The 14427-nt window shown below is 71.3% G+C and carries 14 protein-coding genes; 8 read left to right on the top strand and 6 right to left on the bottom strand.

Going from position 1 to position 14427, the window contains the following annotated elements; translation table 11 throughout:
- The first annotated feature begins 46 nt into the window (after positions 1–46).
- Both aceB and ORV05_RS25925 read left to right on the top strand, forming a co-directional pair.
- Positions 47–1651, top strand: coding sequence for a malate synthase A (gene aceB / locus ORV05_RS25930; RefSeq protein ID WP_268754614.1), 1605 nt, complete (start codon positions 47–49; stop codon positions 1649–1651).
- Between the two features lie 209 nt (positions 1652–1860).
- Entirely contained in the window at positions 1861–2316 is a 456-nt protein-coding gene (locus ORV05_RS25925; RefSeq protein ID WP_268754613.1) for a nuclear transport factor 2 family protein, read from the top strand.
- A 71-nt stretch (positions 2317–2387) separates the two neighbouring features.
- On the opposite strand, the gene ORV05_RS25920 is transcribed toward ORV05_RS25925, so the two are convergent.
- The 5 genes from ORV05_RS25920 to ORV05_RS25900 all read right to left on the bottom strand — a co-directional run bounded on the left by ORV05_RS25920 (position 2388) and on the right by ORV05_RS25900 (position 7799).
- Positions 2388–3641 (bottom strand): glycosyltransferase family 4 protein, encoded by a 1254-nt coding sequence (locus tag ORV05_RS25920; protein ID WP_268754612.1) that lies wholly within the window; start codon positions 3639–3641, stop codon positions 2388–2390.
- A 117-nt stretch (positions 3642–3758) separates the two neighbouring features.
- The gene (locus ORV05_RS25915; RefSeq protein ID WP_268754611.1) at positions 3759–5240 is read right to left on the bottom strand and encodes a glycoside hydrolase family 57 protein; all 1482 of its coding nucleotides are present in this window, start codon (positions 5238–5240) and stop codon (positions 3759–3761) included.
- Complete coding sequence (locus ORV05_RS25910) at positions 5237–6010, bottom strand: class I SAM-dependent methyltransferase (protein ID WP_268754610.1); 774 nt, start codon at positions 6008–6010, stop codon at positions 5237–5239. The genes ORV05_RS25915 and ORV05_RS25910 overlap by 4 nt, the downstream gene beginning before the upstream one ends.
- A 25-nt stretch (positions 6011–6035) precedes the next feature.
- On the bottom strand, positions 6036–6863 hold the full coding sequence (locus tag ORV05_RS25905) for an ATP-binding protein (RefSeq protein ID WP_268754609.1): 828 nt from the start codon (positions 6861–6863) through the stop codon (positions 6036–6038).
- 93 nt (positions 6864–6956) lie between these two features.
- Positions 6957–7799, bottom strand: a complete 843-nt coding sequence (locus ORV05_RS25900) for a DegV family protein (protein WP_268754608.1) — start codon at positions 7797–7799, stop codon at positions 6957–6959.
- A 212-nt stretch (positions 7800–8011) separates the two neighbouring features.
- Between ORV05_RS25900 and ORV05_RS25895 the strand changes: the two genes are divergently transcribed.
- The 6 genes from ORV05_RS25895 (at position 8012) to mnmA (ending at position 13978) form a co-directional block, all read left to right on the top strand.
- Positions 8012–8797: an electron transfer flavoprotein subunit beta/FixA family protein gene (locus tag ORV05_RS25895; RefSeq protein WP_144584738.1), complete on the top strand. Its 786-nt coding sequence runs from the start codon at positions 8012–8014 to the stop codon at positions 8795–8797.
- Between the two features lie 18 nt (positions 8798–8815).
- Positions 8816–9775 carry an electron transfer flavoprotein subunit alpha/FixB family protein gene (locus tag ORV05_RS25890; RefSeq protein WP_268754607.1) on the top strand — a complete coding sequence of 320 codons (960 nt, stop codon included), beginning with the start codon at positions 8816–8818 and terminating at the stop codon, positions 9773–9775.
- 172 nt (positions 9776–9947) lie between these two features.
- On the top strand, positions 9948–10730 hold the full coding sequence (locus ORV05_RS25885) for a GNAT family N-acetyltransferase (protein WP_268754606.1): 783 nt from the start codon (positions 9948–9950) through the stop codon (positions 10728–10730).
- The gene (locus ORV05_RS25880) at positions 10727–11593 is read left to right on the top strand and encodes a lysophospholipid acyltransferase family protein (RefSeq protein WP_268754605.1); all 867 of its coding nucleotides are present in this window, start codon (positions 10727–10729) and stop codon (positions 11591–11593) included. Before ORV05_RS25885 ends, ORV05_RS25880 begins: the two co-directional genes overlap by 4 nt.
- A gap of 70 nt (positions 11594–11663) precedes the next feature.
- Complete coding sequence (locus tag ORV05_RS25875) at positions 11664–12860, top strand: cysteine desulfurase family protein (protein WP_268754604.1); 1197 nt, start codon at positions 11664–11666, stop codon at positions 12858–12860.
- Positions 12860–13978 (top strand): tRNA 2-thiouridine(34) synthase MnmA, encoded by a 1119-nt coding sequence (mnmA, locus tag ORV05_RS25870; protein ID WP_268754603.1) that lies wholly within the window; start codon positions 12860–12862, stop codon positions 13976–13978. Before ORV05_RS25875 ends, mnmA begins: the two co-directional genes overlap by 1 nt.
- On the opposite strand, the gene ORV05_RS25865 is transcribed toward mnmA, so the two are convergent.
- Positions 13968–14411 (bottom strand): GNAT family N-acetyltransferase, encoded by a 444-nt coding sequence (locus ORV05_RS25865; RefSeq protein WP_326938161.1) that lies wholly within the window; start codon positions 14409–14411, stop codon positions 13968–13970. The two genes, mnmA and ORV05_RS25865, sit on opposite strands and share 11 nt — an antisense overlap.
- Positions 14412–14427 lie beyond the last annotated feature (16 nt).

Genomic DNA, 14427 nt, shown 5'->3' with positions numbered 1-14427 from the left:
TTGGCGCCGAAGCGCCCTTTCTCCCGTTGCCGAAGAGAGGCCCGTCATGCCCACTAGGTTCACGTCCCGGATCGACGTTGCCGGTCCCGCCGGGGAGCGGTTTGACGAGATCCTCACCCCGGCCGCGGTGGACTTCATCGCCCGGTTGGACAACGCCTTCGCCGGACGCCGGCGCGAACTGCTCGACGCCCGCCGCAAGCGGCGGGAACGCCTCGCCTCGGGCGAGGAGCGGCTCGGGTTCCTGGCCGAGACGCGCGCCATCCGCACCGACCCGTCCTGGCAGGTGGCGCCCCCCGCGCCCGGCCTGGAGGACCGGCGGGTCGAGATCACCGGGCCCACCGACCGCAAGATGACGGTCAACGCGCTGAACTCGGGCGCCCGGGTGTGGCTGGCCGACTTCGAGGACGCCACCTCGCCGACCTGGGCCAACATCATCGGCGGTCAGCTGAACCTCTACGACGCGATCCGCCGCAACATCGACTTCACCACCGAGGCGGGCAAGCGCTACAGCGTCGGGGAAAGCCCGGCCACCATCGTCGCGCGCCCCCGCGGCTGGCACCTGGTGGAAAAGCACATCCGCATCGACGGACGGCCCGTGTCGGCCAGCCTGGTCGACTTCGGCCTGTACTTCTTCCACAACGCGCGCCAGCTCCTGGCGCGGGGCAGCGGCCCGTACTTCTACCTGCCCAAGCTGGAAAGCCACCTCGAGGCGCGGCTGTGGAACGACGTGTTCCGCCTGGCGCAGCGGGAGCTCGGCATCCCGCAGGGCACCATCCGCGCCACCGTCCTGATCGAGACGATCACCGCCGCCTTCGAGATGGACGAGATCCTCTACGAGCTGCGGGAGCACGCGGCCGGGCTCAACGCGGGCCGGTGGGACTACATCTTCTCGCTGATCAAGAACTTCGCCGGCCACGGCGCGGACTTCGTGCTGCCGGACCGGGCGCAGGTCACCATGACGGTGCCCTTCATGCGCGCCTACACCGAACTGCTGGTGCGCACCTGCCACCAGCGCGGCGCCTACGCCATCGGCGGGATGGCGGCCTTCATCCCCAGCAAGGACCCCGCGGTGAACGCCACCGCGATGGAGAAGGTGCGCCAGGACAAGGAGCGCGAGGCGGCCGACGGTTTCGACGGTTCGTGGGTCGCGCACCCCGGGCTGGTCCCGGTCTGCGAAGCGGCCTTCGACGAGGTGCTCGGCGGCTGGCCGAACCAGCTCGGCAGGCTGCGCGAGGACGTCCGGGTCACCGCGGAGGACCTGCTGAACGTGGCCAGTGCCGGTGGCGAGGTCACCGAGAAGGGCGTTCGCGCCAACATCAACGTGGGCCTGCGCTACATCGATTCGTGGCTGCGCGGGACGGGTGCGGCGGCGATCTTCAACCTGATGGAGGACGCGGCCACCGCCGAGATCGCCCGCTGCCAGGTGTGGCAGTGGGTGCGCAACGGTACGAAGCTCGGCGACGGCACGGCGATCACCGCCGAACTGGTGCACCGCTGGCTGGACGAGGAACTGGCCGAGGTCCGCGCGGACCTCGGCGAGCCCAACCGGCTCGGCGATGCGCGCGAGATCTTCGTGGAGACCGCGCTGGGGGAGAAGCTGCCCAGCTTCCTCACCACGGGTGCCTACGCCAGGTACCTGACCGATCTGTGATCCGCACCGACGGTCGTTTTCCTCCCTCCTGACGGGAAAACGGCTCGCGCTGCTCTCTGGCCGGACAGCGCGGGGAAAGGCCCGGTAGGCGCCCCAACTCCTACCGGGCCCTTTTCCTGTCCGCAGGCCGAGGCGCCACCGCCCTGGACACGGAGAACGGTAGTTCTCTACCCTGATGGAGAACCATCGTTCTCATCTCAGGAGTGCCCATGTCCCGCCCCCCGTTCCCGCCGTTCGACGAGACCACCGCCGCGCAGAAGGTGCAGGCCGCCGAGGACGCGTGGAACACGCGCGACCCCGGGAAGGTCGCCCTCGCCTACACCGAAGACTCGGTGTGGCGCAACCGGGACCGCTACGTCGTCGGCCGCGAGGAGATCGTCGAGTTCCTCACCCAGAAGTGGGAACGCGAACTGGACTACGCGCTGCGCAAGGAGCTGTGGGGCTTCCGTGGCAACCGGATCGCGGTGCGGTTCCAGTACGAGTCCCACGACGCCTCGGGGCAGTGGTTCCGCAGCTACGGCAACGAACTGTGGGAGTTCACCGACGACGGCCTGATGCGGCGCCGGGAGGCCAGCATCAACGACGTCCCGATCGCCGAAAGCGACCGGCGCATCTTCGGCCCCCGCCCCGAAGCCGAGCGCGGCCGGTCGATTCCGGTCTTCTGACCGCTCCGCACCCCCCACGACCGGGCCGCACTTGACGCAACTTGACGTAACGGTGCGGCCCGTCGGCCGGGTCAGGGGTGGAAGATGTTGCCCGTGGGGATCTTGGGGCGCCCGAGTTCGGCCGGTTCCCCGGCGCGGGCGCGCCGGTAGACCTCGGCCGTCGCCTCCGCTATGTGCGCCCAGTTGAAGTCCACGGACAGCCGGGCGCGGGCGGTGCGGGCGCGCCGCTTCGCCGATTTCCGGTCACGGAGCACCGAATCGACGGCCGTGCGCAGCGCGACGACGTCGCCGGGATCGAACGCCAGCCCGGTGATGCCGTCGATCACCACCTCGCCGAGCCCGCCCGCGGTCGAGGCGATCAGCGGCGCCTCCGAGGCGGCCGCCTCCAGTGCCACGATCCCGAACGGTTCGTACCGGCTGGGCAGCACCACGGCGTCGGCGGCGGCGAGTGCGGCCCGCAGTTCCCGGTCGGGCAGATGGCCCGCGAACCGGACCGCGCGCCGGATGCGCAGCTTGCGAGCCTGTTCGACGAGCGGTTCGAGGTGCCGCCCGCGCCCGGCGACCACCACGCGCGTACCCGGGTGGTCCCGGCGGATCTGCGGCAGCGCGGCCAGCAGATCCTGCACGCCCTTCTCCCATTCCAGCCGCCCGAAGTACAGCAGCAGCGGCTCGCCCTCCGGCGCGTAGGCCCGGCGTGCTTCGGCGATCTCGGCGGGCGGCACCCGCCAGCCGCGTTCCTCGATGCCGTTGTGGATCACGGTGATGTCCTCGGCCGGCACCTCGAACAGGCCGGCCACCTCGGTGCGCATCGCCTGCGAGCAGGTGATCAGCTCGTCGGCGCGGTTGGCCAGCCACCATTCCGCGGAGTGCACCTGCTGGTTCAGCGGGTGGGACAGCCAGCCGGAGTGGCGGCCCGCCTCGGTCGCGTGGATGGTGGCGACCAGTGGCACGCCGGTCGCGTCGGCCAGCGCGATCGCGGGGTGGGCGACGAGCCAGTCGTGCGCGTGGACCACCTCCGGCTGCCAGGTGCGCAGCAGGGTGAGCCCGGCGCGGACCATCGCATGCCCCATGGCCAGGGTCCAGGCGACGAGGTCCTGCTCGAAGGTGACGTGCATCGGGTCCTCGGCGACCCGGATGATCCTGACCCCGTCCACCATCCGGTCGGTGGTGGGATGCGTGTGCGCGTCGGTGCCCGCGACGTGCCGGCACAGCACGACGACCTCGTGCCCGTCGCGCGCCAGATGCCGGGCCAGGGCGTGCACATGGCGGGAGAGCCCGCCGACCACGACGGGCGGGTATTCCCAGGACAGCATCAGCACGCGCATGAGGGGAGGTTACTCACAAGTCAACTTGCACCAGAACTGCCGGAATGCCCTCGCCTGCGAGATAGTGACTTTGGTCACCCGCCGTTTTCTCTTCTGTGACACGGTTATCGCCGACCGTCACCGGTCCGGTCGCAGGAGCAGACGGGCGTCCAGATGGCCGAACACCCGGTCGTCCAGCGGAAGCGGGACTCCCTTCTTGCCCTGGGCCAGTGCGTCGAACCGTTCGGTGTGCACGCGGGCGCGGCGCCGCGCGTAGTCGGCCGCGGAATCCTTGGTCACCATGAACGCCCAGTCGCTGGAGAGCGCCAGCATCGCCTCGTTGACGGCCAGGTCCAGCACCGGGTCGCGCAGCGCGGGCGCGGTGAGCGCGAGCAGGCGGCGCTGCAGGGCGGCGTTGGCCTCGACCATGTCCGCCACCTGCTCGCCGTCCCAGACCCGCCAGTCCTTGCCCGAACCCCAGGACGAGGCGGGAAGGTCGACGGGGGCGCCGAGGTGCCCGGCTTCGAGCGCGCCGCGCAGCGTGCTCACGCGGACCCCGGCTTCGGGCAGGGCCCGCAGAACGCCCTCCAGCCAGGCGGGCCCCTCGTGCCACCAGTGGCCGAACAGTTCGGTGTCGAACGCCGCGACCACCAGCGAGGGGCGGCCGTGCTGCTCCCGCAGTGCGCGCAGGCGCGCCACCACGGTGTCCACGAAGTCCTTGACGTGCAGCCGGACGGTCTCGGCGGCGAGAGCGGGATCGTAGGGCGCCTTGTCCTGCGGGGCGATCTGCTTGCCGGTCACCCGGGAGGCCTTCAGCCCCACTTCGTGTGCCCAGGTGTGGAAGTCGCGGTAGTGGGCGTGCCCGGGGTAGCCCGCCTTCGGCGACCAGACCCGGTAGGTGACTTCGAGATCGCGCCCGAAGCACACCACGTCGGAGGAACCGACGGGGCGCGCCGCCGCGGTGTCGCCGTGCAGGGACGGGCCGTCGACGAGGAAGCGGCGGACCCCGGCCGCGGCGTACCCGTCCTCCATGCCCGGCGCGTACCCGCATTCCGGGGCCCAGATGCCCTCGGGGCGGTGCCCGATGCGCAGTTCGGTGTCGTCCAGTCCCGTGCGCAGCGCGAAGGACCGGATCCGCTCGTCCAGCAGCGGCTGGAACGGGTGGGTCAGCGGGCCGCCGATCAGCTCCATCACCTCACTGTCCACAAGAGACCGGAGCAGGGGTGAGAAGCCGTGGCGCCACGTGGTTTCGAAATCCTCCTGCGCGGAGGTGGCGGCCAGGTACTCGGCCGCGGCGAGGTCGCGCAGCACCTCGTCGGACCGCCACAGGGTGCTTGCCTGCAGTGCTCGCAACTGCCAGTGCCCGAGCCATTCGTGGAAGGTCTTGAGTGCGTACGGGTCGTCGAGCTGGGCGGCCAGGACGGGGGTGACTCCGAGGGTCAGCACGTCGCGCCTGCCCTCCTCGGCGAACCGGCGCAGCAGGTTCGCCACGGGGAGGTAGGAGTGGGCCCAGGCCTGGTAGAGCCATTCCTCGCCGACGGGCCAGGAGCCGTGGTGCGGCAGCCAGGGCAGGTGGCTGTGCAGGACCAGGCAGAAGGTCCCTTCGGTGTTCGTGCTCATGGCCGCACCGCCACCGCGATCAGGTCGAGGCTCTCGTCGAGGCGCTCGTCGTGGATTTCGAAGTCTCCCGCACCGATCGCGGTGATTTCGGCCAGCAGCCCGGCCGGCCAGCGGGCCTGTCCCGGCAGCTGGCCCATCACCACCTCCAGTTGCGCGTCGATGATCGAGCCGCCGTGGCGCTCGTCCAGCGCCCGCAGGGCGGGACCGTGGTGCAGGCCCCGCAGTGACTCCACCACGAACCCGGCCTCCCGCAGCAGATTGTCCAATTCGGACGCCGAGAGCTCGCGCGTGTGGTACGGGTTGAGTGGCGTGTCGCTGCCGGGGGAGAACGTGATGCGGTTGGGGGTGGTGACCACCAGGCGGCCGCCGGGCCGCAGCACGCGGAAGCATTCGGCGAGAAAGCCCGCCTGGTCCCACAGGTGCTCGATCACCTGGAAGTTCGCCACCACGTCCACACCGGACGACGCGATCGGCAGCCAGGCGAGGTTGCCGCGGACGGGGTGGACCTGGGGGTAGCGGCGCGCCACGTGGGCGACGGTCGGTTCGTCGTAGTCGATGCCCACCACTCGCCGCGCCTGCCGCGCGATCAGCGCGGCGCCGTAGCCCTCGCCGCAGCCCGCCTCCAGCACCGTCGCCCCGGCGCAGACGGGCGCCAGCGCCAGGTAGGCCGCCTCATGCCGCCGGAACCAGTAGTTCTCCTCCGGTATCCCCGGCACGGTTCGTTCCCCGGTGAGGTGCAGCGCTTCGGCGCGCGCGGATGAGGTGGTCACAGGCCCAGACCCTACTGGCCCCTGTTCACGGCCACTTCCGCAAGACGACCGACCACGAGGAGTCGTCGATGCGGAACTCGGGCACCGGCGATCCGGCGCGGGCCATCGCGGAGCGGATGCGCCAGATCCCGCGGCCGAACCGGTTGACGTAGCCGAGCGCCTTCATCGCCCTGGCCAGGCCGGGGTTGCGGTAGTCGTTGACCCGGTCGAAGTTGTCCGCCCTGACCTGCCCGAACGGGCCGCCGGGATTGGTCACCTCGATCCGGTCGTCGAACCAGGCGATGCGCACCGGCGCGTGCGAAACCTCGTACTCGCGGTGCATGATCGCGTTCATGCACATCTCGCGCAGGGCCTCGAGCGGGTAGTCGGGCAGCTGCTCCTCCCGGAACAGCTCGGTGCCCTCGGCGAGCCGGGTGCGCAGGTGACTGGCGAGCAGCGCGCTCAGGCGGGTGGCGGTGCCGACGAGGTTGCCCCGCAGCTCGTGCTGGTCCACCACGGGCGCATCCAGATCCGTGCCCTGGTACCGGATGAACTGCACGTACGCGCCGGGCACGTGCGCGCTGGGGTCCTTGCCGACGGCGAGCACACCGAGCGCGGTGGGCATCCCGCCGGGCGTGGTCAGCCGCAGCCAGGCCAGGTCGGCCTCGACCGGCCGCTGGTTCTCCTCCAGCGACTCGACGGCCACGAAGGCGGGCAGGTAGGTGGTGCGGAACAGGCGGACGTCCAGATCGCTTTCGGTCGCGGTGAGTACCGGCCGGGCGTCGAACGGAGCGGAGGCGAAGCGCCTGGTTTCGGCGAGCAGGGACTGCTCGTCCGGACTCGCTTCGCGAGTGATGGTCCCCGGCTGGTGCACTCAGCGGCTCCCTTGCGCTCAAGCACAACTATGCGATGGGGGTTAACCCTATCGGGTGAGCTCGCCGATCCGTTACAGGTCCGCCCCGAGTTGTCAGGCAGGTGACACCGTGATGCTCACCGCCCCTGGGCCGACGTGCGCGGAGATCACCGCGCTGGCCTCCACCACGAGCAGTTCCCGCAGGTGGGGGATCCGCTCCCGCAACTCGCCGACCAGGGTGAGCTCGCGGTCGCTGGGCCGGAAGCAGGACACCGCCACTTCGGCGGGCCGGTCCCCGGCCCGCTGGGCGGCCACCTCCGCCAGCCGGGTGAGCGCCCGGCGGCTGCCCGGCACCCGCGCCAGCGGAGCCACCTCGCCCTCCTTCAGGGTGAGCAGCGGTTTGATCGACAGCGCGGTGCCGAACAGGGCGGAGGCCGCACCGATCCGCCCGCCGCGGCGCAGGTATTCGAGGGTGTCCACGTAGATCAGTTCGGAGCTGGCGGTGAAGCGCCGTTCGGCCGCCTCCATCACGCGGTCGACCTGCCCGCCCGCGCCCGCGGCCCGTGCGGCCGAGAGCACGCCGTAGCCCAGGCTCATCCCGGTCGTGGCGCTGTCCAGCACGTACACCGGGATCCGGACCTGGTCGGCGGCCTGGCGGGCGGCCTGCACGGTGCTGGACATGCGGCCGGACAGGTGCAGGCTGACCACGGCGGCGGCGCCCTTGCTCGCCGCGTCCTGGTAGGCCCAGAAGAACGCGCCGGGGTCCGGGGGCGAGGTTCTGACGTGGTGTCCCGCCCGCAGTGCCTTGACGACCTCGGCTCTGTCGAACCGGTTCTCGTCGTCGATCCGGTCCGCCACCTGCAGCTGGAGCGGGATCACCTGGATGCCCCATTGGCGGACGAGCTGGCTGGGTAAGGAGGCCGTCGAGTCGGTCACGACCGCAACGTGGTTGGACACGGGGTGTGAGGCTAGCCCGAAAGGGCTATTCCGTGTACCCCATCCGTAGAGCGGCTACCAAGAGTAGCCTCAAGGCCGGGAAGGACTACTGGGACTATGGTCCCAATAGATTGGCGATCGAGGTGAATGCCGTCACCTCGGCGGGCCAGCGCCGGGAACCTTCCCTACGCTACCGGCTAGTAGGGCTGTTATCGGGAGGTCGAAGGGGACCCATGACAAAGATTGTTGTCCTGGTCAAGCAGGTGCCAGACACCTACTCGGAGCGCAAGCTCTCCGACGCTGACCACACGCTGGACCGCGAATCCGCGGACGCCGTGCTCGACGAGATCAACGAGAAGGCCGTCGAAGAGGCCCTCAAGATCAAGGAAGCCGGCGAGGGCGAGGTCACCGTGATCTCGGTCGGGCCCGACCGCGCCACCGACGCCATCCGCAAGGCCCTGTCCATGGGCGCCGACAAGGCGATCCACGTCTCGGACGCGGCGCTGCACGGCTCCGATGCGCTGGCCACCGCGAAGGTGCTCGCGGCCGCGATCGGCAAGGTCGACGGCTACGACCTGATCATCGCGGGCAACGAGGCCTCCGACGGCCGGGCAGGGGCGATCCCCGCCATCCTCGCCGAGCTGCTGGGCCTGCCGCAGCTGACCTACGTCCGCGAGCTGACCATCGACGGTTCCACCGTCAAGGCCGACCGCGAGACCGAGGACGGGCTCACCCACCTCGAGGCCGCCCTCCCGGCGCTGGTGAGCGTGACCGAGAAGATCAACGAGCCGCGTTACCCGTCCTTCAAGGGCATCATGGCCGCGAAGAAGAAGCCGGTCGACACCCTCACGATCGCCGACCTCGGCATCGACGCGAGCGAGGTCGGCCTGGCCAACGCCGCGTCCGTCGTGGCGGAGGCGGCCCCGAAGCCGCCGCGCCAGGCCGGGCAGCGTGTCGAGGACGAGGGCGACGGCGGCGCGAAGATCGCCGAGTTCCTGGTCGGCCAGAAGCTCATCTGAGGGTAAGGAGACGAATCAATGGCTGAGGTTCTGGTTCTCGTCGACCACGTCGACGGCGAGCTGAAGAAGTCCACCTTCGAAGCGCTGACCGCCGCCCGCGCGCTGGGCGAGCCGTCGGCCGTCGTGGTGGGCGCGCCCGGTACCGCGGGCAAGTTCTCCGAGGCCCTCGGCGCCTACGGCGCCGCCAAGGTCTACGTGGCCGAGTCCGCCGACGCCGCGGGCTACCTGGTCACCCCGAAGGTCGACGCGCTGGCCCTGCTCGCCGAGCGGGTCTCGCCGGCGGCCGTCGTGGTCTCGGCTTCGGCCGAGGGCAAGGAGGTCACCGGCAGGCTGGCCGCGCGCCTCGGCGGCGCGCTGCTCTACGACGCGGTCGGCGTCAACTCCGACGGCACCGTCGAGCAGTCCATCTTCGGTGGCGCCTACTCGGTGAAGGCGAAGGCGGCCAAGGGCCTGCCCGTCATCTCGGTCCGCCCCGGTGCGGTCGAGGCCGTCCAGGCCGAGGGTGCCGCGGCGCAGGAGAGCATCGAGCTCCCGGCGGCGGACCCGGCCAAGTCGGCCAGGATCACCGGGGTCGAGCCGCTGGTCGGCGGCGACCGCCCCGAGCTGACCGAGGCCTCGATCGTGGTCTCCGGTGGCCGCGGTGTCGGTTCCGCCGAGAAGTTCGAGGTCGTGGAGAAGCTGGCCGACTCGCTCGGCGCGGCGGTCGGCGCCTCGCGTGCCGCGGTCGACTCCGGCTACTACCCGGCGCAGTTCCAGGTCGGCCAGACCGGTAAGACGGTCTCGCCGCAGCTGTACATCGCGCTGGGCATCTCCGGGGCCATCCAGCACCGGGCGGGGATGCAGACCTCGAAGACGATCGTCGCGGTCAACAAGGACCCCGAGGCGCCGATCTTCGAGATCGCCGACTTCGGTGTCGTGGGCGACCTGTTCAACGTCGCCCCGCAGCTGACCGAAGAGGTCGCCAAGCGCAAGGGCTGATCCCCTTTCCGCACAGCCCGCGAGGCCGCCGCCATGGTGATTCCGCCATGGCGGCGGCCTTTCGGTTTCCGGGCTTTCCGAAGCCGGGGTACCGGGGGTTCACGCAAAGTGCATAAAGACGTCATACCGCGGGGCTCCTGATGGTCGCCGTGGCCTCGGTAGACCTACAGGTATGACGCGGTCACAGCTACTCGTCAGCACCGATTCGCCCGGTGACGAACCCGCCGACGGTGCTCCCCGCTATTCACTGCTCGTCGCCTCCGAACCGGAAGAAGTCGTCGCCGCGCAAAGACTTCGGTATCTCGTCTTCGCGGAAGAAATGGGCGCGACCCTGCACACGCCATCCCCGGGGCTCGACGTCGACCGATTCGACGAGTTCTGCGACCACCTCGTGGTGCGGGACGACAACACCGGCGAAATCGTCGGTACCTACCGCATGCTCCCGCCCCAGCGCGCGGCCGAAGCCGGCGGCCTCTACTCCGACACCGAATTCGACCTGGGCAATCTGGACGACCTGCGCGGCTCGCTGGTCGAGACCGGCCGTTCGTGCGTGCATCCCGACCACCGCAGCGGCGCCGTGGTGAGCCTGGTGTGGGCGGGCATCGGCCGCTACATGCTGCTGGCCGGGCACCGCTACCTCGGCGGGTGCGCCTCGGTGCCGCTGACCGAGGGGGGCACCTACGCCGCCGGGGTCTGGGACGCCATCCAGGCCAAGCACTACGCGCCCGAAGCCCAGCGCGTCACCCCGCTGAACCCGTGGGACACCGCAGGGATAGCCCGCCCGACGCGCGCGATGCTGCCGCCGCTGCTCAAGGGCTACACGCGGCTGGGGGCGAAGGTATGCGGACCGCCCGCGCACGACCCGGACTTCGGCGTCGCCGACTTCTTCACCCTGCTCGACCTCCAGCAGGTCGACGAGCGGTACCTGAAGTACTTCCTGGGCGGCGGGCGGTGAGCCACGCGTGGATGCCCGCTTCGCCGTGCGGCGACGGGTGCCTCACGACGGGCGCGCCCACCGTTTCCCCGGTGCGGCGGCTACTGCGGTGTGTCGCGGCCGCCGCCGCGGTGCTGCTGGCGTTCCTGGTGGTGCCGCTGCTGCTGGTGACTCGCGGCCGGGTGCGGGAGAGCCTGGTGCGCCTGGTGTTCCGCTCGGTGCTGCGTGCCTTCGGGGTGCGTCTGGTGGTGCACGGCGGCGAGGAACTGGCCGCCGTGGACGGCCGGGGCGCGCTCGTGGTGAACAACCACATTTCGTGGCTGGACATCATCGCGGTGAACGCGGTGCGGCCGATGCGGGCACTGGCGAAGCGGGAGATCGCGGACTGGCCGGTGCTGGGCACCCTGGTCGCGCGCGGCGGCAGCATCTTCCTCGACCGGGAACGGCTGTCCACGCTGCCCGCCACGATCGCGGAACTGGCGGTGGCGCTGCGGTCCGGTTCGCTGGTCAACGTCACGCCGGAGGGCACCACCTGGTGCGGGCTGGCCTCGGGCCGGTTCGCCACGGCGGCCTTCCAGGCCGCGATCGACGGCGGGGTGCCGGTGCGGCCGATCGCGCTGCGGTACCGGCTGGCGGACGGCCGGGAGACCACGCAGCCCGCGTTCATCGGGCCGGAGTCGCTGATCGACTCGCTGCGCCGGGTGGTGCGCCTGCGTGGACTGGTGCTGGAGATGACGGTGTGCGAGGAGATCGCGCCGGGACGGGCGGCCGACCGCCGCGAACTCGCCGCGCTCGCCGAATCGGCGGTGCACTCCGCGCTGGGCACCGTGCGGACGCCCGCCCGGCGCCGCCGCCGGCCGGTGGGCGTGCCTTTGGCGGGGTGAGGCAGGCAACTGTCCCGGGAGGCGCAGGTGCCACCCAAGGGGCGATCAGACGGTCTACCCTGGTTAAGCGATGACCTATCTCGACCATGCGGCGACGACCCCGATGCTGCCGGAAGCCGTTGCGGCGATGAGCCAGGCGCTGTCCTCCGTGGGCAACGCCTCCTCGCTGCATTCTTCCGGACGCCGGGCCCGCCGGATGGTCGAGGAGGCCCGCGAGGGGATCGCCGCGGCACTGGGCGCGCGCCCCTCGGAGGTGATCTTCACCGGGGGCGGCACCGAAAGCGACAACCTCGCCGTCAAGGGGATCTACTGGGCGCGCCGCCAGGCCGACGACCGGCGCCGCCGGGTACTGGCCAGCGTGGTGGAACACCACGCCGTGCTCGACGCGGTGGGCTGGCTGGCCGAGCACGCCGGGGCCGAGGTCACCTGGCTCGAGGTGGACGCCAACGGCCGCGTGCTGCCGGAGACGCTGCGCAAGGCCGTCGAGGCCGACCCCGGCGCGGTGGCACTGGCCACCGTCATGTGGGCGAACAACGAGGTCGGCACGGTCAACCCGATTCCCGAACTGGCCGCGATCTGCGCCGAGTACGGCATTCCGCTGCATTCCGACGCCGTGCAGGCCGTGGGCGCGGTGCCGGTCGACTTCGCCGCCTCCGGCGTCAGCGCGCTGACCCTGACCGGGCACAAGCTCGGCGGCCCCTACGGTGTGGGCGCGCTGCTGCTTTCGCGCGACACCCCCTGCGTGCCGCTGCTGCACGGCGGCGGCCAGGAACGCGACGTCCGTTCCGGCACCCTGGACGTGCCCGCGATCCACGCCTTCGCCACCGCGGTCCGGGCCGCCGTGGCCGAGCTCGGGGACCGTGCGAAGATCGTGTCCGGGCTGCGGGACGAGCTCATCGAGACCATCCTGCGCGAGGTGCCCGACGCGGTGCTCAACGGCGCCCCGCCCGGCGACGGGCGGTTGCCCGGCAACGTGCACTTCACCTTCCCCGGCTGCGCCGGGGACAGCTTGCTGATGCTGCTCGACGCCAAGGGCATCGAATGCTCGACCGGTTCGGCCTGCACGGCCGGGGTGGCCGAGCCGAGCCACGTGCTGCTCGGGATGGGCGCGGACCCGGTGTCCGCGCGCTGTTCGCTGCGGTTCTCGCTCGGGCACACCTCGACGCGGGAGGACGTGGCGGCGGTCGGCCGGGAGATCGCCGCGGTGGTGGCGAGGGCCCGGCAGGCGGGACTGTCCGGGATGCGCAGGCAGAAGCAGGAGGTGTGATGCGGGTACTGGCCGCGATGAGCGGGGGAGTGGACTCGGCGGTGGCGGCCGCCCGCGCCGTGGACGCCGGGCACGATGTCGTCGGGGTGCACCTCGCGCTGTCGGCGAAGCCCGGCACGCTGCGGACCGGGTCGCGCGGCTGCTGCACCATCGAGGATTCGCGGGACGCCCGGCGCGCCGCCGACATCCTCGGGATCCCCTTCTACGTCTGGGATTTCGCCGAGCGGTTCACCGAGGACGTGATCGAGAGCTTCGTCGGCGAGTACGCGGCGGGCCGCACCCCGAACCCGTGCGTCACCTGCAACGAGAAGATCAAGTTCGAGGCCCTGCTGGACAAGGCGATGGCGCTCGGGTTCGACGCGGTGGCCACCGGGCACTACGCGCGTCTGTCCATTGTGGATGGCGTGCCGGAGCTGCGGCGCAGCGCGGACGAGGGCAAGGACCAGTCCTATGTGCTCGCTTCGCTCACCCCGGAACAGCTGCGCCACTCGCTGTTCCCGCTGGGGGACTCGCACAAGAGCGACGTGCGGGCCGAGGCGGAACGGCGTGAACTGGCCGTGGCCCGCAAGCCCGACAGCCACGACATCTGCTTCATCCCCGACGGCGACACGAAGAAGTTCCTGGAGCGCAAGCTCGGTGAGCGCCCCGGAGACCTCGTCGACGCCGAGACCGGTGCCGTGCTCGGACGGCACACCGGCGTGCACGGCTTCACCATCGGCCAGCGCAAGGGACTGGGGCTGGAACAGCCCGCTCCGGACGGCAGGCCACGCTACGTGCTGTCCCTGGAACCGGTTTCCGGCACCGTGAAGGTCGGCCCGGCCGAGCGGCTCGCCGTCCGCGAGATCCACGCCGACCGGCCCGTGTGGCCGGGCGAGCACCCGATCGAGGGCCCGACCGAATGCGTGGTCCAGGTCCGTGCGCACGGCGGCACCGCGGAAGCGGTGGCCGAGGCCGGCTCCGGTTCCGGCTCCGGCGCCGGGGGTGCGGCCGGGCAGGTGCGGATCCAGTTGCGGGAGCCGCTGCGAGGAGTGGCGCCCGGGCAGGTCGTGGTGCTCTACCGGCCGGACCCGGCGGGCGACCTCGTGCTGGGCAGCGCGAAGATCACCGCTACAGCGTGAGCTTGAAACCCTTGTGGCTTGCGATGAAGCCCAGCCGCTCGTAGAACCGGTGGGCCTCCGTGCGCGTGCCGTCGGAGGTCAGCTGGACCAGGGCGCAGCCGCGGCGGCGCGCCTCGTCGATCGCCCACCGCATCAGCTCGCCGCCGAGCCCGGCGCCCCGCCGGTCCGCGCGCACCCGCACCGCTTCGACCAGCGCTCGCGTCGCGCCGCGCCGGGACAGCCCGGGGATGAAGGTCAGCTGCAGGGTCCCGACGATCCCACCCGCGTCCTCGGCCACCGCGAGCAGTTGCCGCGGGTCGGCGTCGATCTCGGCGAAGGCCCGCCGGTACGGCTCGAAGTCGTCGAGTGACTCCCTGCCGCTGCCCAGCCGGTCGTCCGCGATCAGGGTCACGATGTGCTCGACATCTCCCGCCCGGGCACGTCTAATGTGGATTTCGCTCACTCACCCG

This window comes from Amycolatopsis cynarae (assembly GCF_026802195.1).
GTDB classification, from domain to species: Bacteria; Actinomycetota; Actinomycetes; order Mycobacteriales; family Pseudonocardiaceae; genus Amycolatopsis_E; species Amycolatopsis_E rhizosphaerae.
Note: the sequence above shows the minus strand (reverse complement) of the source record. Positions and strands in the feature narration are given on the sequence as shown.